The sequence below is a fragment of the Achromobacter sp. 2789STDY5608615 genome (assembly GCF_001298995.1).
Taxonomy (GTDB): domain Bacteria; phylum Pseudomonadota; class Gammaproteobacteria; order Burkholderiales; family Burkholderiaceae_B; genus Achromobacter; species Achromobacter insuavis.
In genome coordinates this window covers 81,515-99,982 of the sequence record NZ_CYTY01000007.1, presented here as the reverse complement: position 1 = coordinate 99,982, position 18,468 = coordinate 81,515, and the positions used below count along the sequence as shown (strand labels likewise).

The window sequence follows — 18,468 nt, the reverse complement described above, 5'->3', positions numbered from 1 at the left end:
GGTCGATCTCCTCAGACCAGGAAGAAGAACAGGGACGAGAACAGGCAGAGGTTCACCAGGATCACCGCCCATCCGTTGTAGAGCATGTATTTGAGCTCACCCGAGCGCGCCAGGCCCATCTGGCCGAACATGTCCGAGGTGGGGAATGGGCCGAACCAGTCGATCTGCGAGCTGCCGAGGATGGCCGCGGTGGTGGCGGCGGGGCCGACGCCGGCGGCCGCCAGCAGCGGGCCGAAGATCTTCGCGGTGAAGGTCATCTGCGCGACCGCGGCGCCGGGGATGTGGCCGATCACGTTGAACCACAGCACGATGACGCACAGCATGGCGCCGCTGATGCCGGCCAGGTGCGGCTTCGCCAGCTCCAGCACGGCGTGGTAGGCGTTGAGCTGGTCCACCAGCACCAGCACCGGATTGAACAGCCAGAACAGGAAGAAGATCCAGATCAGCTTGCCGGCGCCCGCGTACATCGCCTGCAGGATCGCGCGCGGACCCATGCCGCCGGCCAGTCCGGTGGTGGTGGCCAGCGCCACCATGACGATGATGGCGAAGGCATAACCCGCCTTGGCGAGCACGCCGACGATCGCCAGGAGAACGATGGTCAGGCAGAACGCCCACGCCGCCCGCACGGCGCTGCGCGAGGGGGCCGCATCGAGGTCGAAGGCGGCCGCGCCGGCGCCCGCTTCCTCGTATTGGTGGCTGGCCTCGGTCTTTTTCTGGATGCGGCCCGACATGAACCAGCCGGCCAGCAGCGTCGCCACGGCCATCGGGATGCCCGCCACCATCAGGTACTGCGGATAGCTCAGTCCGGTCAGGCCGGTCACCGTGACCACGTTGGGCGTGAAGGGGCCCAGCACCAGTCCGGCGGAGCCCGCGGTCTGGAACAGGGCGGCCACCGTGGGCGGCGACAGGCGCACGGCGGCGGCGATCGGGATGACCACCGCGGCGATGATGGCGTTGCCGCCGGCCAGGGTGCCCAGGGCGCCGCAGATCAGGGTCGAGGTCACCATGATGCCCAGGCGCACGCGCACCTGGTTCGACAGGCCGATGCGGCGCACGATGGCGCGCACCATCTGTTCCGCGGCGCCGGTGCGCGCGGCGACTTCGCCCACGCCGGCGCCCAGCACGATGATCAGGCCGACCACCGCGATGAACGAGCCGAGCGAGTCGGCCAGCAGCTTGCCCATGGCGATGGGCGTGGTGCCGGTCATGATGGCGCCGAGCACGATGGCGGCGATGGTGGACAGCACGATGTCCACGCCCAGCAGCGCGATGATGGCGAACACCAGCACGGGCGTCAGGCCCCACAGGCTGGTCTGGCCGGGCAGGGTGAAATGGGTGTATAGCGCGATCGCCAGGCCCACCAGGAATACCGCGATGGCGGCATTGCGCCGGCGCGGGTGCAGCGAGCCGCCGGCGGGCGGGCGTGGCGCCACCGCCGTCTGTGCCAATGAAGTCATGTCTTCTCCGTCCCTATCGATTTGTGGCCAGGCCGTGACGCGCTGCGCATCCGGCGGTGTCGGCCTATTGTTGTGATCCCGTCCTGCGGTGCGGCAGGCGTGGATGCCCAGCGGTCCCATGCCCAGGTCGCCAGGCCGCATCGGGCGGCCCGGCGCTGGACGGTGAGAGTGTGGGCGCGACGGGCGACAGGTTCAAATGAGTGGTGCGGGTGTGACCATAACCAAAGGTTATGTGTGATGCGCGGCCCCGACGCGCATCACGGACTTGCCGATCTGTTCGCGCGCCTCGAGCCGGGCATGGATCCGTTGCACGTCTTCCATCTCGTAGCGGCCTTCGATGGCGATATCGAGCGACCCTTCGAGCAGCGCGCCGAATACCGCGTCGGCGCGGCGCTGCACCGTGGCGCCGTCGCGCATGTGGTCGGCCAGGCGCGGCCGCGTCAGGAACAGCGAGCCGGCCTCGCCCAGTTCGATCGGGTCCAGGTCGGTGACCGAGCCGGAGACGTTGCCGTAGTTGATGACGAGTCCGCGCGTGCGGCAGGCGCGCAAGCTGTCGCGCAGGGTGGTCTTGCCGACCGCGTCGAACACCACGTCCACGCCCGCGCCGCCGGTGGCCTCGCGGATGCGGTCGGCGAAGCGGCCATCGTCGTAGGGCAGGGCGTGATGCGCGCCGCGCGCGAGGGCGACGGCGCATTTCTGCGCGCTGCTGGCGGTGGCGAAGATGGTGGCGCCGCGCCGCGCGGCCATCTGCACCAGCAACTGGCCGATGCTGCCCGAGGCCGCGTGGATCAGGCAGGTGCTGCCGGGGCCGAGCCGGGCGATGTCTTCGACCAGGTAGTGCGCGGTGGCGCCCTGGAAGATCGCGGCGGCGGCCAGGTCGAACGGGATGGCGTCGGGGATCTTCGCGACCTTGGCCGCCGGCACGCTGGCGTACTCGGCATAGCTGCCCCAGGCGATGCACCAGGCGACGCGGTCGCCCGGCGCCAGGTGCGTGACGTCGGCGCCGACCGCGACGATGTCGCCAGCGCCTTCCATGCCCAGGGTGCAGGGCAGGCGCACGGGGTAGGTGGCGGAGGCCGCGTACTTGCCCTGGCGGGTGTGCACGTCCATGAAGTTGATGCCGGCGTAGGCGACCCGCACCACCACGTGGCCGGGGGCGGCGTCCGGCATGGGATGGTCCGTGCGTAGCCGCAGGACCTCGGGGCCGCCGTAGCGTTCTATCAGGATGGCTTTCACTGCGAAGGATTCCTTGTGGGGAGGGGCGGGCGCGTGGTCGCGCCGATCAGTGCCAGCCATCGTAGAAGGCGTGAATCGGTCTGGGAATTCCCCAGGAATTCACGGGGTCCGTGCGGAAATGATCGGAACGGGTGAGATCCAGGCGCGCCGGCCCGGGAGGCGCCGGATCGGACGCGGCCTTGGCCTGAAAAGCAGGATCGAGTCGCGTTCCTGTCTGGGCTATCCTGCGGCAGGCGCCAGCCGTGCTGGCGCGCCGCGTTGTTTCCCCTGTTGCCGCCAGGCCCGCGCCTGCCGGCGCGCATGATTCCGAGAAGCCGATGTCCTCCCGCACCCTGTTCCGTCTTTGCCAGGCCGCCATGTTCAGCGGTGTCTTCGGTAGCCTGGGGGCGCAGGCACAGGCGCAGACACAGGCACCAACGCAGATACCGGCGCAGATACCGGCGCAGATACCGGCGCAGATACCGGCGCGGACGCCCTCCGCCGCCGGCGCACCGGCCGCGCGCGGGGACCAGCTCGTCGGCGAAACCGTGGCCGATCGGCCGTCGACGGTCTATCGCTTTGAAACGCATCGCCTCGATTCGGCCGATGGCAAGCGCCATTACCGCATCCAGATCGCCGTGCCGCGCCAGGCCGCGCCGGCTGGCGGCAGCGCGGTGTTGTACCTGCTGGACGGCAACGCGGCGCTGGCCACGCTGACCGACGCCGATCTGGCCCGGCTGGGCGCGGCCGGCGCGCCGGTGCTGGTGGCCGTGGGCTATGACGTGCCGACGCGCAACGACGTGGTTGCGCGCGCCTATGACTACACGCCGCCCGTGTTCGAGCAGGGCGTGCGGCAGCCGGATCCGGTGGTGCTGGGCCGCGCGGGCGGCGGCGCCGACGTGTTCCTGGCTTTCCTGCGGGAACGGGTCAAGCCGCTGGTGCGCGGGCGCGCCGCGGTCGACGTGAAGCGCGAATACCTGTGGGGCCATTCCTATGGCGGCCTGTTCGCGTTGCATGTGCTGTTCACGCAGCCGGACACGTTCGCGCGCTACATCACGGGGGACCCCTCGGCCTGGTGGGCGGACGGCGCCTTGCTGCGGGAGTGGGACCGCTTCGATGCGCGGCGCGCGGCCGGCAAGCGCGTGATCGTGCTGGCGGGCACCCGGCCGCGCGATCCGGCGCGCCAGCGGCCCGATGCGCCGTCGACGCGGCCGGATGGCACGCCGATCGACCTGCAGCCTGCCGTGCGCGCGATGGTGGCCGGCCTGCGTGAGGGCGGCGCGGATGCCCGCTACGAGGCGTTCCCGCAGTTCGGCCATGGCGAGATGCTGCGGGTGTCGCTGGCGCACGCGTTGCAGGTCGCCGTCGAACCGTAGGCGTGCCCAGGCGTCAGGACGGCGCATGGTAAAAACGGAATCAGGATCCGGGAATTTTCTCCCACAAGATCTTTCTCTTCGTGAGCAGGTAATCCGATGTTCGACTGGCAGGACCTGTATTACTTCACCGTATTGGCCCGCACCCAATCGTTGTCGGCGGCCGCCCGCGAGTTGCAGGTCGAGCATGCCACCGTGGGACGCCGCATCGACGCGCTGGAGAAATCGCTGGGCCTGCGGCTGGTGGACCGGTTGCCGCGCAGCCGGCCGCTGACCGAGGACGGCCGCGCGCTGGCGCGCCTGGCCGGCGCCATGACCGAGATCGCCACGGGCGTCGAGCAGCTGTCGCGCATTGCCTCGATCGAGGTGGCCGGCACGGTGCGGGTCAGCGCGCCGCCGTCGCTGGCCAGCCATTGCCTCGCGCCGCGCATGGCCGCGCTGCGCGAGCGGCATCCGAAACTCAATGTGGTGCTGTTGCCGTCGCGGTCGCGGGTGGCGCTGGACCGGGGCGAGGCCGACATCGCGCTGCGCACCGTGCGTCCGGAAGAGGAGGCGCTGGTGCGCAGGAAGATCGGCGTGGTGCGCTTCGCGTTGTACGGCAGTCCCGGGTTCGGCGAGCAGCCCGCCGACCAGTGGCGCTTCATCGCGTACGACGAAAGCGGCGATGCGCTGCCGCAGCAGGCCTGGTTGCACCAGATCCGCCGCCACCGGCCGGTGGTGTTCGCGGCCAGCGACCTGGCGGCGCAGCAGATGGCGGCGCGGTCGGGGCTGGGCGCGGTGGTGCTGCCGACGATCGTCGGTGACAGCGACGCCATGCTGCAACGGCTGGCGGTGGAGGGCGAGGCGCCCTCGCGCGATCTCTGGCTGGCGGTGTTTCCGGATCTGCGCCGGTCGCCCGCGGTCAAGGCGGTGATGGATTTCCTGGTGGCGTGCGTGCAGCAGGAGCCGCGCTTGCGCGCTTGACCGCCGTGAACGGCGTGACCGCGGGCGGCTATTTCCCGGGGGCCGTGGCGCCCTCGGCCAGCATCTGGCGCAGTCGGGCGCGGCGCCGTTCCAGGTCGGCGATCTGCCGTTCGACCGAGGCCAGCCGTTGGCGCTGCACGTCGGAGGTTTCCGGGCAGGCCGCCGCGCCTTCGATCATGCGCATGCAATCGGGAAAGCCCTGGATTTCGGCGAGGCTGAAGCCGGTCGCGATCAGGCGCTGGATCTGCCGTACCTGGCTGACCGCCGCGGACGCAAAGCTGCGGTAGCCATTGGCGGCGCGCGAGGAGGCCAGCAGGCCGTGCGCGTCGTAATGGCGGATCGAGCGCAGGCTGGCGCCGGTTGCGCGGGCTAGGGCGCCGATCGACATCGGCTTGGCGGCGGGCGGGGGGCGTCATGGCATATCTTCACGAAACGACCGCTTGACTCTAACACCGGTGTGACGGTTGAGACTGTGATTCCCCTTTTGTCATCCAGGAGTCAGTCCCATGCCGGGCCCCTTGTTTTTCCGTTGTTTCCGCCGCCTGCTGGCGGCTGCCGCGCTGCTCCTGGCGAGCGCCGCGGCGCATGCCGACAGCCGCCAGTACACCGCCGTCGCGCCCGACGGCGTGACCCTGGCCATCCAGGAGTCCGGCGATCCGGCCGGCCCCGCCGTGGTGTTCGTCCACGGCCTGCTCGGCAGCCGCCTCAGCTGGGACGCGCAAGTATCCAGCCCGTTGCTGCAGCGCTACCGCCTGATCACGTACGACCTGCGCGGCCATGGCCAGTCGGGCCAGCCGACCGCGCCGCTGGCCTACACCGACGGGCGCCGCTGGGCCGATGACCTGGCGGCCGTGATCGCGGCGTCGGGCGTGCGCCGGCCGGTGCTGGTGGGCTGGTCGCTGGGCGCGGCCGTGACGACCAATTACCTGGCCGCGCATGGCGACGCGGACATCGCCGGCGCGGTCTACGTGGGGGGGCGTGATCGAACTGGAAGCCAGCCAGATCGCGCCGCATCCCGAGGTGTATCGCGGCATGGCGTCGAGCGACCTGAAGACGCACCTGGACGCCGAGCGCGCGTTCCTGGCGCTGTGCTTCGCGACGCAGCCCGACACGGTGACATTCGAGCGGCTGCTGGCCAATGCCGCGCTGGCGTCGCCCGGGATGCAGGCCGCGGTGCCGCGGATGACGATCGCGGCGCGCGAAGGCCTGGGCGCGATGCGCAAGCCGCTGTGGCTGATCTACGGGGCGCGCGATGCGCTGGTGCGCGTCGAGCCGTCGCTGGAGCGCGCCAGGCGCCTGAATCCGCGCCTGCAGGCCACGGTGTATGCGGCGTCGGGACACGCGCCATTCCTGGAGGAGGCCGAGCGCTTCAACCGCGATCTAGCGGGATTCATCGACGCCGCCAACGGGCGTTGACGCCAGCAGCGCGCGGATGCGATCGGCGGCCTGCGGCGAGGCGGGGTGATAGACCACCATGGACAGGTCCGGCCGGCCGTCGACCGAGAACCCGGAGTATTCCAGTTCGAGCAGCCCGGCGCGGGCGTGGCGCAGGCGCTTGGTGCCTTCGCCGTGGACGCGCACGTCGTTGTCGCGCCACAGCGCCGCGAATTCCGCGCTGTCGCGGCTCAATTCCTCGACCAGCCGGGCGACTTCGGAGGCGGCGCCGGCGCGGGTCACGTCGGCGCGAAAGGCGCCCACCACGAAACGGGCAATGCCCTCCCAATCGTCCTGCGCCTGACGCACGCGGGGATTGCAGAAGACCAGCCGCAGGATGTTGCGCTGCTCGGGCGCCAGGGCGCCGTAGTCGGTCAGGACGGCCGCGGCCGCGCGGTTCCAGGCGACCACGTCCCAGGTGGCGGTGCGGATGATGGCGGGGCTGATTTCGAGCGCGTCCAGCAGGCGCTGCAGGCGCGGCGTCACGCCCTGGGCCGACTGGTATTTGACGTCCGGGGGATGGCCACGGCCCAGCAGGAACAGATGATGCCGCTCGGCCTCGGTCAGCATGAGGCCGGCGGCGATGCGGTTGAGCACGTCGGCCGAGGGCGCGCCGCCGCGGCCCTGTTCGAGCCAGGTGTACCAGGTGGCGCTGATGTTCGAGAGCTGCGCCACCTCTTCGCGGCGCAGGCCCGGCGTGCGGCGGCGGCTGGCGGTGAAGCCGAACGCGGCCGGGTCGAGCCGGCCGCGGCGGTCCTTCAGGTAGGCGCCGAGCGGGTTGTCGGTGGGCGATGTCATGGCCAGCCAGTTGAGATATATACCCCTATAAGCTCACTACTTTAACAGGATAGATCGGCGTCGCATGATGGCAGCCTGACAACCCAGGAGAGCGATCTTGCGCATCTTTCTGACCGGCGCGACCGGCTTCATCGGCTCGAAAATCGTGCCCGAACTCATCAACGCGGGGCACCAGGTGCTTGGCCTGGCCCGCTCCGACCGCGGCGCCCGGGCGCTGCAATTGGCGGGCGCCGACGCGCACGCCGGCGACATCGAGGACCTGGACAGCCTGCGGCGCGGCGCGTCCGCCTGCGACGCCGTGATCCATACCGCCTTCGACCACGACTTCGCCCATTTCGTGGCCAACTGCGAGAAGGACCGGCGCGTCATTCTCGCGCTGGGCGAGGCGTTGCAGGGGTCGGCGCGGCCGCTGCTGATCACCTCGGGCACGCCGATGGGCAGCGCGGCGCCCGGCCAGCCGGCCACCGAGGACCATTTCAATCCGGCGCATCCGAATCCGCGCAAGGCGTCGGAGCTGGCGGGCGAGGAATTGCTGGCGCGCGGCGTCCGCGTGTCGGTGGTGCGCCTGTCGCAGATCCATGACACCGAGAAGCAGGGGCTGGTGACCGAGATGGTGGCGCTGGCGCGGGCCAGGGGCGTGTCGGGCTATGTCGGCGACGGCGCCAACGGCTGGTCGGCGGCCCATGTGTCGGACACGGTGCGGCTGTACCGCGCGGCGCTGGAACACGGCGAGGCCGGCGCGCGCTATCACGCCACGGCCGAGTCGCCCATTCCGTTCCGCGATATCGCGCAGGCCATCGGCGACCGCCTGGGCGTGCCGGTGATCCGCATGGACGAGGCGGCGGCGGCCGCGCATTTCGGCTGGCTGTCGCACTTCGTCGGCCATGACATGTCGGCCTCGAGCGCGGCTACGCGCGACCGGCTGGGATGGCGGCCGACGGGGCCGGGGCTGCTCGACAGCCTGGCACAGTTGCCGGTCTGAGGCGCGGGGCCAAGGCTGGCGACGTCCAGGCCGGACGCGCCGCCGTGGGCGGCGTCAGCCGCCGGAATCCGACCCCGGCGCGCGCCGCGTCGGGCGGGCGCCGGCGTCGTTGGCGGCGCCGCTTTCGTCGTCCACGGTGAGGCCGCCGCCGGACATGATGCCCTTGGCGATGTCGTCGGCGGACTTGCCGCCAAAGCCGTGCTCGCCGGCGACGATGCGGAAGCTGTCGCCCTCGAGCGGGCTTTGCAGCGTGGCCGAGGACAGCAGCACGCCGTTCGACCGCAACTGCACGCGCTTGCCGACGCGGTTGCGGGTGAAGTCGGCCAGGACCTGGCGGCTCTCGGGTTGCAGCACCACGTCGACGAAGCGCATTTTGGTCTGCGGTTCGATGCCGGGCGTGGCGCTCTGCGCGCGCAGGGCCACGGTCTCGGCGTGGGAGGCGGCGGCGGCCAGCAGCAGGGCGGCGCAGGCGAGGGATCGGAAGGCGCTCATGGGGGCTCCGGGAAACGGACGGATCGATGCCGGCATCCTAGCCCGATCGGCGGCGCCGCATATTACGACTTGTATGCGAACGCTGGCATTGCCTGCCGCCGGCCTTTGAGCGCGGATTGTTGGCCGCTAATATGTCGGCTCGATGATCGTCCCAGGCCGCGGATCCGCCGGCCGCTCCGAGGAAACCCGTCCCATGAAGCTGCATGCCCCCTGGTTCCTGTCCTGTCTGCTGCTGGCGGGCGTTGCCCACGCGGGTTCGGCGCCCGCCGAACTGTCGTGTGTGTCGGAGAGCGGCAAGGTCGCGCTGCGCGGCGTCATCCCGTCGCCGTCTTCGGAAGAGCTCAAGCTGACGCTGACGTATGTCGGCGCCACATTGGGATTCGACGCGGACCGGGATCCCGCCTATGTCGTGTCGGATTTTCCGTTGGGCGTCTTCACCCTGGTGGCGCCGGACGAGGTCTGGCCGTTGACGCTGTATGCGCTGCCGGCCAGCGTGGCGGTCAAGAAGGATGGCACCGGCGCCGTGGTGGGCACCTTCCAGGCCAAGCTCACCGGGCCGCGTCCGGGCGGACCGGGCGCGAATCAGCCGCTCAAGGCCACGGTCAACTGCAACTACCACTACTCGGTCTGAATCCGGCGGGGCATTCCGGGTAATCCCGATACCGGGATTTTCGGCAAAATTTGTATGATGACCATATGAATAAGCCCCGGGAGTTCCCCATGCCGTACCCGCTTTCCGCCGCCCGCGGCCGCCTCGTGGCGAGCGCGCGATGACCCCGGAAACCCGCATTCGCGAGGAGATCTGCACGGTCGGCGCCAGCCTCTACCAGCGCGGCTACACCGTCGGCGCGGCCGGCAACATCAGCGCCCGGCTGGACGACGGCTGGCTGATCACGCCCACCGATGTCTGCCTGGGCCGCCTGGACCCGGCCGAGCTGGCCAAGGTCGACCTGGCCGGCAACTGGGTCTCGGGCGCCAAGCCCTCCAAGACCCTGGCGCTGCACCAGGGCATCTACCAGGCCGACCCCGCCGCGCGCGGCGTCGTGCACACCCATTCGACCCATCTGGTCGCGCTGACGCTGGCGGGCGTGTGGCGCGAGGACGAGGTGTTGCCGCCGATCACGCCGTACCAGGTGATGAAGGTCGGGCGCATTCCGCTGATTCCCTATCGCCGCCCCGGCGATCCGGTGGCGGCGGCGCAGGTGGCGGCGCTGGCCGCGCAGGTGCGCGGGGCGCTGTTTGAGCGTCTCGGGCCGGTGGTGTGGGAACGCTCGGTGTCGCATGCCTCCTATGCGCTGGAGGAACTGGAAGAGACCGCGCGGCTGTGGCTGATGTCCGATCCGCGCCCCGCGCCGCTGTCCGAGGACGCCATCGAGGAACTGCGCGCCACCTTCGGCGCGCGCTACTGATACGACGGGCGCCCCGCGCGCCGGCGGTCCGCGTGGACGCGGACCGCGAACCTACGGAGACGACGAGATGCCGCGCCTGGCCGCGAACCTGAGCATGATGTATGCGGAGCACGCTTTCCTGGACCGGTTCGGCGCGGCCGCGCGCGACGGCTTCCAGGGGGTGGAGTTTCTGTTCCCCTACGAATTCGCCGCCGCCGAGATCCGCGCGCGGCTGGATGGCCACGGCCTGTCGCAGGCCCTGTTCAATGCGCCGCCCGGCGACTGGGCGGCGGGCGAGCGCGGCATCGCCGCGCTGCCGGGGCGCGAGGACGAGTTCCGCCGCGGGCTGGATCTGGCGCTGGAATATGCGGCGGCGCTGGGCAACCGCAGGCTGCACGTGATGGCGGGCCTGGTGGCGCCGGGAAGCGACCGCGCCGCCCACCGCGAGGTCTACCTGCGCAATCTGGAAAGCGCGGCGCGCGCCGCCGCCTCGGCCGGCGTGACCATCGTGATCGAGCCGATCAACCCGCGCGACATGCCCGGCTTCTTCCTGACCCGCCAGGACGAGGCGCAGGCCATCCGCGCCGAGGTCGGCGCCGACAACCTGCGCGTGCAATTCGATTGCTATCACTGCCAGATCGTCGAGGGCGACCTGGCGGTCAAGCTGCGCCGCGACATGGCGGGCATCGGCCATATCCAGATCGCCGGGGTGCCGGACCGGCACGAACCGGACCTGGGCGAACTCAATTACCCCTACCTGCTGGCGCTGATCGACTCCCTGGGCTACACGGGCTGGGTCGGCTGCGAATACCGGCCCCAGGGCGCGACGTCGGCGGGCCTGGCGTGGGCCCGACCCTATCTCGCGGGAGGCGAGCGATGAAGATACTGATCACCGGCGGCGCGGGCTTCCTCGGCCAGCGCCTGGCGCGCAAGCTGCTGGAGCAGGGAAGGCTGGCGCTGGGCGGCGCGCCCGAACCCATCACGCAGATCGACCTGCTGGACGTCACGCGCACCGACGCCATCAACGACACCCGCGTGCGCTCGGTCCAGGGCGACATCGCCGACCCGGCGGTCCTGGATGCCCTGATCGGCGCCGACACGGCGGCGGTGTTCCACCTGGCCGCGATCGTCAGCGGCCAGGCCGAGGCCGATTTCGACCTGGGCATGCGCATCAACCTGGATGCGTCGCGGGCGTTGCTCGAGGCCTGCCGCCAGCGTGGCCACCGGCCGCGCGTGGTGTTCACCAGTTCGGTCGCGGTCTATGGCGGCGCGTTGCCGGAGACGGTGCGCGACGACACCGCGCTCAATCCGCAGTCTTCCTACGGCACGCAGAAGGCGATCGCCGAGCTGCTGCTGGCCGACTACACGCGGCGCGGCTTCGTCGATGGCCGCGCGCTGCGGCTGCCGACCATCAGCGTGCGGCCGGGCCGGCCCAACGCGGCGGCCTCGTCGTTCGCCAGCGGCATCATCCGCGAGCCGCTCAATGGCGAGCCGGCGGCCTGCCCGGTGGGGCCGGACACGCGCCTGTGGCTGCTGTCGCCGCGGCGCGCGGTGCAGGCGCTGATCGCGGGCTGCGAGCTGGACGCGGCCGCGGTGGCCGATCGCCGGCCGATCAATCTGCCGGGCGTGTCGGTGACCGCCGCCGACATGGCGCGGGCGCTGCGCGAGATCGCGGGCGATGCGGTCGCCGACCGCATCAGCTGGCAGGCCGATGCGCGGGTGCAGGCCATCGTCGGCAGTTGGCCGGGGCGCTGGGACACGGCGCGGGCCACGCAACTGGGCCTGGAAGGCGACAGCGATTTCGCCGAGATCATCCGCGCCTACATCGGCGACGACTTGCGGGGAACGGTATGAGCCATCATGAGGAAGCCGCGCGCGATGTCGGCGTGATCGGCCTGGGCGCCATGGGCGCGGGCATCGCGCAGAGCCTGCGGCGCGCCGGCCATCGGGTGCATGCCTACGATATCCGGCCGGGCGTGGCGGCGGCGTTCGCCGAACAGGGGGGGGGCGTGGCCTGCGACACGCTGGCGGCGCTGGCCGCGGCCTGCGACGTGGTGGTCAGCGTGGTGGTGAACGCGCAGCAGACCGAGAGCGTGCTGTTCGGCGACGGCGATCTGGCGGCGGCCCTGCGGCCCGGCAGCGTGTTCGTGATGTGCTCGACCGTGGATCCGTCCTGGTCGAGCGCGCTGGAGGCGCGCCTGGCGGCCCTGGGCGTGCTGTACCTGGATGCGCCGATCTCGGGCGGCGCGGCCAAGGCCGCGGCGGGCGAGATGACCATGATGACCGCCGGCGCGCCGGCCGCCTACGCGGCGTGCGGGCCGGTGCTGGACGCGATGGCGGGCAAGGTCTACCGGCTGGGCGACCGCGCCGGCGCGGGCAGCAAGGTCAAGATCATCAACCAGCTGCTGGCCGGCGTGCATATCGCCGCCGCCGCCGAAGCCATGGCGCTGGGGTTGCGCGAAGGGGTCGATGCCGATGCGCTGTACGAGGTCATCACCCACAGCGCCGGCAGCAGCTGGATGTTCGAGAACCGCATGGCGCACGTGCTGGCGGGCGACTACACGCCGTTGTCGGCGGTGGACATCTTCGTCAAGGACCTGGGACTGGTGCTGGACACCGCGCGCCACAGCAAGTTTCCGCTGCCGCTGGCGTCCACCGCGCACCAGATGTTCATGCAGGCGTCGGCCGCCGGACACGGGCGCGAGGACGACAGCGCGGTCATCAAGATCTTTCCCGGAATCACCTTGCCGGAGTCCGCATGACGATCAAGCTGGGCTGCATCGCCGACGATTTCACCGGCGCCACCGATCTGGCCAACAACCTGGTGCGCGCCGGCATGCGCACGGTGCAGGCCATCGGCGTGCCCGACGGCGCGCTGGAGACGCCCGCCGACGCGGTCGTGGTGGCGCTGAAGACCCGCACCTTGCCGGCCGCCGACGCGGTGGCGCAGTCGCTGGCCGCGCTCGAATGGCTGCGGGCGCAGGGCGCCGAGCAGATCTATTTCAAGTACTGCTCGACCTTCGACAGCACGACGCAGGGCAATATCGGCCCGGTCGCCGACGCGCTGATGACGGCGCTCGGCACCGATTTCACCATCGCCACGCCGGCCTTTCCGGACAACAAGCGCACGGTGTTCAAGGGCTACCTGTTCGCCGGCGACGTACCGCTGAATGAATCGGGCATGCAGCATCATCCGCTGACGCCGATGACCGACGCCAACCTGGTTCGCGTGCTGTCGGCGCAGACCCGGCGCAAGGTCGGCCTGATCGACTATGCGGTGGTGGCGCGTGGCGCCGAGGCGATTCGAGGCCGCATCGATGCGTTGCGGCGCGAGGGCGTGGAGATCGCCATCGTCGACGCCATTTCCAATGATGACCTGCTGGCGCTGGGGCCGGCGCTCAAGGGCATGCCGCTGGTGACGGCGGGCTCGGGCGTGGCCATCGGCCTGCCCGGCAACTGGGGGCTGGCGCGGGGCGCGGCCGCCGGCCTGCCGCGCGAGCCGGGAACGCAGGCGGTGGTGGCGGGAAGTTGCTCCATCGCGACCCAGGGCCAGGTCGCCGCGTTCATCGCGGCGGGCGGGCCGGCGCTGGCGCTCGATCCGCTGCGCATCGCCGCGGGTGACGACGTGGTGGCGCAGGCGCTGGCCTGGGCCGCGCCGCGCCTGCCCGATGGCCCGGTACTGATCTATTCGACCGCCCGGCCCGACGCCGTGCAGGCGACCCAGGCCAGCCTGGGCGCGGCGCGCGCCGGGGCGCTGGTCGAGGACGCGATCGCGCGGATCGCGGCGGGCCTGGCGCGGCTCGGGGTGCGGCAGCTGATCGTGGCCGGCGGCGAGACCTCGGGCGCGGTGGTGCAGGCGCTGGGCCTGACGCAATTGGCCATCGGCGAGCAGATCGATCCGGGGGTGCCGTGGTGCGCGGGCCAGGCGCAGGCGGTGGGGGCGCGCATCAGCATCGCCCTGAAGTCAGGCAATTTCGGCGGCGTGGATTTCTTCACGCGGGCCTTCGGCCAGGACGCCTGACGGCGCGCATTGACTGCGCGTATTGGCGGTGCCTATTGAGGCCGCATTTCAACCAGGCGGATTGACGAGCCGCCTCAGCGATGTGCCTGGCGCAGGCGTCCGGCGGCGTTGACCATGTGGATGCGGGCGGCTTCGCGCGCCGCCTCCACGTCCTGGCGGCGGATGGCATCCGCGATGGCGGCGTGTTCCTGCAGCACCGCGCGCATCTGGTCGGCGTGGCGCGCCTCGTTGCCGCGCGTGACGCGGGTGGCGGCTTCCAGGTATTGGCTGACGAACGCCAGGGTGGCCAGGAAGTAGGGGTTGCCGGTGGCCTGCGCGATGCAGCGGTGGAAGGCCACGTCTTCCTTGACGCCGTCGCCGCCGCGCTCGACCGCGGCGGCAATGGCCGCCAGCGCGTCGTCGATGGCCGCCATGTCGCGCTTGCTGCGCTGGGCCGCGGCCTGCGCCGCGATTTCGGTTTCGAGCGCGCGCCGCAGGTCGACGATGTGCAGCACCGCGTCCAGCGACGACAGTTCGGCCGCGTCGATGCGCAGCGCGCGCTGGCCGCCCTGGCCGGTGACGAACACGCCGCTGCCCTGGCGCGCCTCGACGATGCCGTCCTGGCGCAGCCGCGACACCGCTTCGCGGATGACGGTGCGGCTGACGCCGAACTGCTCGGCCAGGCGCGTTTCGGTGGGCAGTTTTTCGCCAGGCAGCACGCGGCCCGCGTCGATCTCGGCGAGCAGCTGCTTGGCCACCGTATCGGTCAGCGTGGGGGGCGTGTGGAGTCGGGGAAACGCCATGGCATGGGGCCGCGCAAGGCGGGCGGGACGTGGCTCTGGGATGGGGGGCTCATGATAACCCGCCGGCTCACGCCGCCGCGCGGGCGCGGTTCAGGCAGTCGATGAAATACTGCGCGGCCGGCGTCGGCGGCGAATCCGCCCGCGTCAGGATCGACACCCGCGCCGCGGGCAGCGGATGCGCCAGCGGCAGGATGCACAGCGACGTCGGCGCCAGCACGCGATGCAAGCCGTTGCGCACGAAGAAACCCACGGCGTCGCTCTGGCCCAGTATCGCCAGGGCGATGGCAATGGATTGACAGGGAATCACGTCGGCGGGCGGCGGCAGGCCGCGTTCGGAGTAGGCCAGCCGCAGCAGGTTGGTGGGCGTCTGCGTATTGCCCGGCATCAGCCACAGCAGGTCGCTCAGCTCGGCCAGGTCGGTCGCGTGGCGCAGGGGATGGTCGGCGCGCGCGCCCACCGCCAGCGGCAGGGTGAACAGCGTGGTGCGGGCGAAGCCGTCGTAGATGTCGCCGTCGTATTCGGTCTGCACCACCAGGTCATAGCGGCCGGTTTCCAGCTGTTCGTGGCTGTAGGGCGGCGCGACCTCATGGAAGGCCACGGCGACGCGCGGCATGCGCGCGCGGAACGCGGCCAGCGCCGTCGGCAGGATCGGCAGCACCGACGAGCTGATGGCCAGGTTGAGCGTGCCGCCCTCGCCATCGCGCATCTGGTCGATGTCTTCCTGCGCCCGCCGCGCTTCCTGCAGGATCAGCACGGCGCGCTTGTGCAGCGCCTGGCCGTAGGGCGTCAGCTCGACGCCCTTGGCGCTGCGCCGCACCAATTCCGCGCCCAGGCTCTGTTCCAGTTCGCGCAGGCTGCGCGTGGCCGCCGGCTGCGTCACGCACAGGGCGCGCGCGGCGGCGCGGATGCTGCCGTGCTCGGCGATCAGCACGAAGGCGCGCAGCTGGCGCAGGTTCATCGGAGCGGGCACGGTGGGGTATAAGCAAAAGTCATCGCTGCAGCAAAAATACTGTCTTTTGCGTTTCGCCCGCCATCCGTATATTCACTAGCACCGCACGGATACCGGCACACGGACCGGCGGAGACGGATCGGACATCAAGGGGAAAACATGTCTATCGCCATCGCGGCCGGCGCCGGCGCGCGCAGCCTGCATACGCCTTCCATGCGCCGGCGGGTCATCGCCGGCACCACCATCGGCAATGCGCTCGAGTTCTTCGACTTCACCGTATTCACCTTCCTGATGCTGGTCATCGGGCCGCTGTTCTTTCCGGCGGCCTCCGGCTATGGGCAACTGTTGCTGACCACGGCCACCTTCGGCGTCGGCTTCCTGATGCGGCCGGTGGGCGGCATGCTGATCGGCTCCTACGCCGACCGCCATGGCCGCCGCGCCGCCATGACGCTGACGCTGTGGCTGATGGGCCTGGGCTGTGCGCTGATCGCCGCCGCGCCCACGCATGCGCAGATGGGGCTGCTGGGGCCGGTGATGATGGTGCTGGCGCGGCTGATCCAGGGCTTTGCCGCCGGCGGCGAGGTGGGCGCGTCGACCACGCTGCTGGTCGAGCACGCGCCGCCCACGCGGCGCGGCTTCTATTCCAGCTGGCAATTCGGCAGCCAGTCGCTCGGCGTGGCGCTGGGCGCCGTGGTGGTGGGCACGCTGACCGCCGCGCTGACCGCCGAGCAGATGCAGGCCTGGGGCTGGCGCGTGCCGTTCGTGATCGGCATCCTGACGGTGCCGGTGGGCGCTTACATCCGCCGCAATCTCGAAGAGACGCTGCACGTCGACGAGCCGGCTGGCGGCCGGCCGCGCGCCGTGGGCCACCAGCCGCTGCGCCGCGTGTTCGCCGAACACAAGACCGAGGTCGCCAAGGGCATCCTGCTGATGATCGGCGGCATGGTGTGCGCGCAGATCATCGGCTTCTACATGCCCTCGTATGCGCATCGCGAACTTGGCCTGCCGGCGACCTCGACGCTGTCGGCCAGCGTGGTGGTGGGCGCGGTCGGCTTCCTGTTCGCGCCGCTGGTCGGCATGCTGGCCGACCGGGTGGGGCGCAAGCGCGTGATCTTCTGGTCGCGCGTGACGACGGTGGCGGTGCTGCTGCCGTGCTTCCAGTGGTTGATCGCGGCCCCCAGCAGCGCGCGGCTGATGCTGGTGGTGGGGCTGCTGTCGATCCTGCTGGCGCTGCAATCCGCGCCGGGCATCACCATGCTGCCCGAATTGTTTCCGAAAGCCGTGCGTACCACGGGCATGTCGGTGGTGTACGGTCTGGGGATTTCCGTCTTCGGCGGCTTCGCCCAGTTCTTCGTGACCTGGCTGCTGCACGTGACCGGCAATCCCATGGCGCCCGCCTGGTACCTGATGGTGGCGGTGGCGCTTTCCACGGTGGTGCTGTTCTGGATACGCGACCGCACCGGCGACGATATCGACAACCAGGAGGCCTGATGCAATCCGCTAGCCCTTACTTTTCCCGCAGCTATGCCCTGGCGCGCGAGCGCTTCACCGCCGCCGCCCGGCCGCTGGCGACGCGTTTCGCGTCCTATGCCATCGAGCCCAAGGGGCGCGAGGGCGAGGACCTGGCCACCGATGTCGCCCTGATCGGCGATGCCGGCGCCAGGCGGCTGCTGATCATGACCTCCGCCACCCATGGCGTGGAAGGCTTCTGTGGCTCGGGGTGCCAGCTGGCGTTGCTGGACGACGCCGAGATGCTGGACCGCGCGCGCCAGGCCGGCGTGGCGCTGCTGCTGGTGCACGCGGTGAACCCGCATGGCTTTTCGTGGATCGCGCGCACCGACGAAGGCAACGTCGACCTGAACCGCAACGCGCAGCCGTTCGACGGCCAGCCGCTGCCGGCCAACCCCGGCTACGGCCGGATCCATGAGCTGCTGCTGCCGGCGCAATGGCCGCCGTCGGACGCCAACCGCGAACAGATCGCCGCCTACATTGGCGAGCATGGCCTGGCGGCCTTCAAGCAGGCCGTGACCCGCGGGCAGTACACGCACGCGGACGGCCTGTTCTATGGCGGCGACCGCCCGGCCGCGTCCCTGCGCAACCTGCGCCGCATTCTTGAAGAGCACGCCGCCGGCCATGCGCAGATCGGCTGGATCGACGTGCATACCGGGCTGGGGCCGCGCGGACACGGCGAGAAGATCTATGCCGGCCGCCGCGACGAGGCCGAAGTGGCGCGCGCGCGCCGCTGGTGGGGCGCCGATATCGCCGTGCCCTACCAGGGCACATCGGCCTCGGTGGACATCACCGGCCATCTGGCCGGGCTGGCCTACCAGGCCTGCCCGGATGCGGTGCCGACGCTGATGGCGCTGGAGTACGGCACGCAGCCGTCGGAACAGGTGGTGGACGCGCTGCGCGGACGCAACTGGCTGCGCGCGCATCCCGATGCGCCGGCGGCCTTGCGCGACCAGATCCTGCAGGCCACGCTGGACGCGTTCTATTGCGACGCGCCGGACTGGCATGGCGCGGTGCTGGGGCAAAGCCGGGTGGCAGTACTGCAGGCCGTGCTGGGGCTGGAGGCCGCGGCGGACTGAGGTATCAGGGCCGATCCAGGGGATCG

General features: G+C 70.9%; 18 protein-coding genes and 1 pseudogene. 12 read left to right on the top strand and 7 right to left on the bottom strand.

Going from position 1 to position 18,468, the window contains the following annotated elements:
• Positions 1 to 11 precede the first annotated feature (11 nt).
• Together AOZ49_RS08400 and AOZ49_RS08395 are read right to left on the bottom strand one after the other, a co-directional pair.
• On the bottom strand, positions 12 to 1,457 hold the full coding sequence (locus AOZ49_RS08400) for a gluconate:proton symporter (RefSeq protein ID WP_054474863.1): 1,446 nt from the start codon (positions 1,455 to 1,457) through the stop codon (positions 12 to 14).
• A 228-nt stretch (positions 1,458 to 1,685) separates the two neighbouring features.
• Positions 1,686 to 2,693 carry a quinone oxidoreductase family protein gene (locus tag AOZ49_RS08395; RefSeq protein WP_054474862.1) on the bottom strand — a complete coding sequence of 336 codons (1,008 nt, stop codon included), beginning with the start codon at positions 2,691 to 2,693 and terminating at the stop codon, positions 1,686 to 1,688.
• 527 nt (positions 2,694 to 3,220) lie between these two features.
• Here AOZ49_RS08395 and AOZ49_RS08390 point away from each other — a divergent pair.
• The gene (locus AOZ49_RS08390; protein ID WP_231690283.1) at positions 3,221 to 4,048 is read left to right on the top strand and encodes an alpha/beta hydrolase; all 828 of its coding nucleotides are present in this window, start codon (positions 3,221 to 3,223) and stop codon (positions 4,046 to 4,048) included.
• 96 nt (positions 4,049 to 4,144) lie between these two features.
• The gene (locus AOZ49_RS08385) at positions 4,145 to 5,008 is read left to right on the top strand and encodes a LysR family transcriptional regulator (RefSeq protein WP_054474861.1); all 864 of its coding nucleotides are present in this window, start codon (positions 4,145 to 4,147) and stop codon (positions 5,006 to 5,008) included.
• A gap of 28 nt (positions 5,009 to 5,036) precedes the next feature.
• On the opposite strand, the gene AOZ49_RS08380 is transcribed toward AOZ49_RS08385, so the two are convergent.
• Positions 5,037 to 5,396, bottom strand: coding sequence for a MerR family transcriptional regulator (locus AOZ49_RS08380; protein WP_054474860.1), 360 nt, complete (start codon positions 5,394 to 5,396; stop codon positions 5,037 to 5,039).
• Positions 5,397 to 5,514: 118 nt separating this feature from the next.
• On the opposite strand from AOZ49_RS08380, the pseudogene AOZ49_RS08375 reads away from it, so the two are divergent.
• Positions 5,515 to 6,204 (top strand): annotated as a pseudogene (locus AOZ49_RS08375) (alpha/beta fold hydrolase); the annotation flags it as partial.
• Positions 6,205 to 6,388: 184 nt separating this feature from the next.
• On the opposite strand, the gene AOZ49_RS08370 reads toward AOZ49_RS08375, so the two are convergent.
• On the bottom strand, positions 6,389 to 7,240 hold the full coding sequence (locus AOZ49_RS08370) for a helix-turn-helix transcriptional regulator (RefSeq protein WP_054474859.1): 852 nt from the start codon (positions 7,238 to 7,240) through the stop codon (positions 6,389 to 6,391).
• 97 nt (positions 7,241 to 7,337) lie between these two features.
• Here AOZ49_RS08370 and AOZ49_RS08365 point away from each other — a divergent pair, with 97 nt between their 5' ends.
• Positions 7,338 to 8,222 carry an SDR family oxidoreductase gene (locus AOZ49_RS08365; RefSeq protein ID WP_054429352.1) on the top strand — a complete coding sequence of 295 codons (885 nt, stop codon included), beginning with the start codon at positions 7,338 to 7,340 and terminating at the stop codon, positions 8,220 to 8,222.
• A 54-nt stretch (positions 8,223 to 8,276) separates the two neighbouring features.
• Here the strand turns inward: AOZ49_RS08365 and AOZ49_RS08360 are convergent, their stop codons facing one another.
• On the bottom strand, positions 8,277 to 8,714 hold the full coding sequence (locus tag AOZ49_RS08360; RefSeq protein WP_054429353.1) for a SecDF P1 head subdomain-containing protein: 438 nt from the start codon (positions 8,712 to 8,714) through the stop codon (positions 8,277 to 8,279).
• 193 nt (positions 8,715 to 8,907) lie between these two features.
• On the opposite strand from AOZ49_RS08360, the gene AOZ49_RS08355 reads away from it, so the two are divergent.
• The 6 genes from AOZ49_RS08355 (at position 8,908) to otnK (ending at position 14,123) form a co-directional block, all read left to right on the top strand.
• Positions 8,908 to 9,345: a hypothetical protein gene (locus AOZ49_RS08355; protein WP_054429354.1), complete on the top strand. Its 438-nt coding sequence runs from the start codon at positions 8,908 to 8,910 to the stop codon at positions 9,343 to 9,345.
• A 139-nt stretch (positions 9,346 to 9,484) separates the two neighbouring features.
• Complete coding sequence (locus AOZ49_RS08350; protein WP_054429355.1) at positions 9,485 to 10,123, top strand: 3-oxo-tetronate 4-phosphate decarboxylase; 639 nt, start codon at positions 9,485 to 9,487, stop codon at positions 10,121 to 10,123.
• Between the two features lie 67 nt (positions 10,124 to 10,190).
• The gene (gene otnI, locus AOZ49_RS08345; protein WP_054429356.1) at positions 10,191 to 10,982 is read left to right on the top strand and encodes a 2-oxo-tetronate isomerase; all 792 of its coding nucleotides are present in this window, start codon (positions 10,191 to 10,193) and stop codon (positions 10,980 to 10,982) included.
• Positions 10,979 to 11,956 carry a D-erythronate dehydrogenase gene (gene denD / locus AOZ49_RS08340; protein ID WP_054429357.1) on the top strand — a complete coding sequence of 326 codons (978 nt, stop codon included), beginning with the start codon at positions 10,979 to 10,981 and terminating at the stop codon, positions 11,954 to 11,956. Before otnI ends, denD begins: the two co-directional genes overlap by 4 nt.
• On the top strand, positions 11,953 to 12,864 hold the full coding sequence (ltnD, locus tag AOZ49_RS08335) for an L-threonate dehydrogenase (RefSeq protein WP_054474858.1): 912 nt from the start codon (positions 11,953 to 11,955) through the stop codon (positions 12,862 to 12,864). The genes denD and ltnD overlap by 4 nt, the downstream gene beginning before the upstream one ends.
• On the top strand, positions 12,861 to 14,123 hold the full coding sequence (otnK, locus tag AOZ49_RS08330) for a 3-oxo-tetronate kinase (RefSeq protein ID WP_054429359.1): 1,263 nt from the start codon (positions 12,861 to 12,863) through the stop codon (positions 14,121 to 14,123). The genes ltnD and otnK overlap by 4 nt, the downstream gene beginning before the upstream one ends.
• A gap of 74 nt (positions 14,124 to 14,197) precedes the next feature.
• Here otnK and AOZ49_RS08325 read toward each other — a convergent pair whose 3' ends face one another.
• Together AOZ49_RS08325 and AOZ49_RS08320 are read right to left on the bottom strand one after the other, a co-directional pair.
• Entirely contained in the window at positions 14,198 to 14,905 is a 708-nt protein-coding gene (locus AOZ49_RS08325) for a FadR/GntR family transcriptional regulator (RefSeq protein ID WP_054429360.1), read from the bottom strand.
• Between the two features lie 67 nt (positions 14,906 to 14,972).
• Entirely contained in the window at positions 14,973 to 15,875 is a 903-nt protein-coding gene (locus tag AOZ49_RS08320) for a LysR substrate-binding domain-containing protein (RefSeq protein WP_231690282.1), read from the bottom strand.
• Positions 15,876 to 16,013: 138 nt separating this feature from the next.
• Here AOZ49_RS08320 and AOZ49_RS08315 point away from each other — a divergent pair, with 138 nt between their 5' ends.
• A complete protein-coding gene (locus AOZ49_RS08315; protein WP_054429362.1) occupies positions 16,014 to 17,345 on the top strand; it encodes an MFS transporter in 1,332 nt (443 codons plus the stop codon).
• On the top strand, positions 17,345 to 18,442 hold the full coding sequence (locus AOZ49_RS08310) for a M14 family metallopeptidase (RefSeq protein WP_054429363.1): 1,098 nt from the start codon (positions 17,345 to 17,347) through the stop codon (positions 18,440 to 18,442). Before AOZ49_RS08315 ends, AOZ49_RS08310 begins: the two co-directional genes overlap by 1 nt.
• Positions 18,443 to 18,468: the final 26 nt, after the last annotated feature.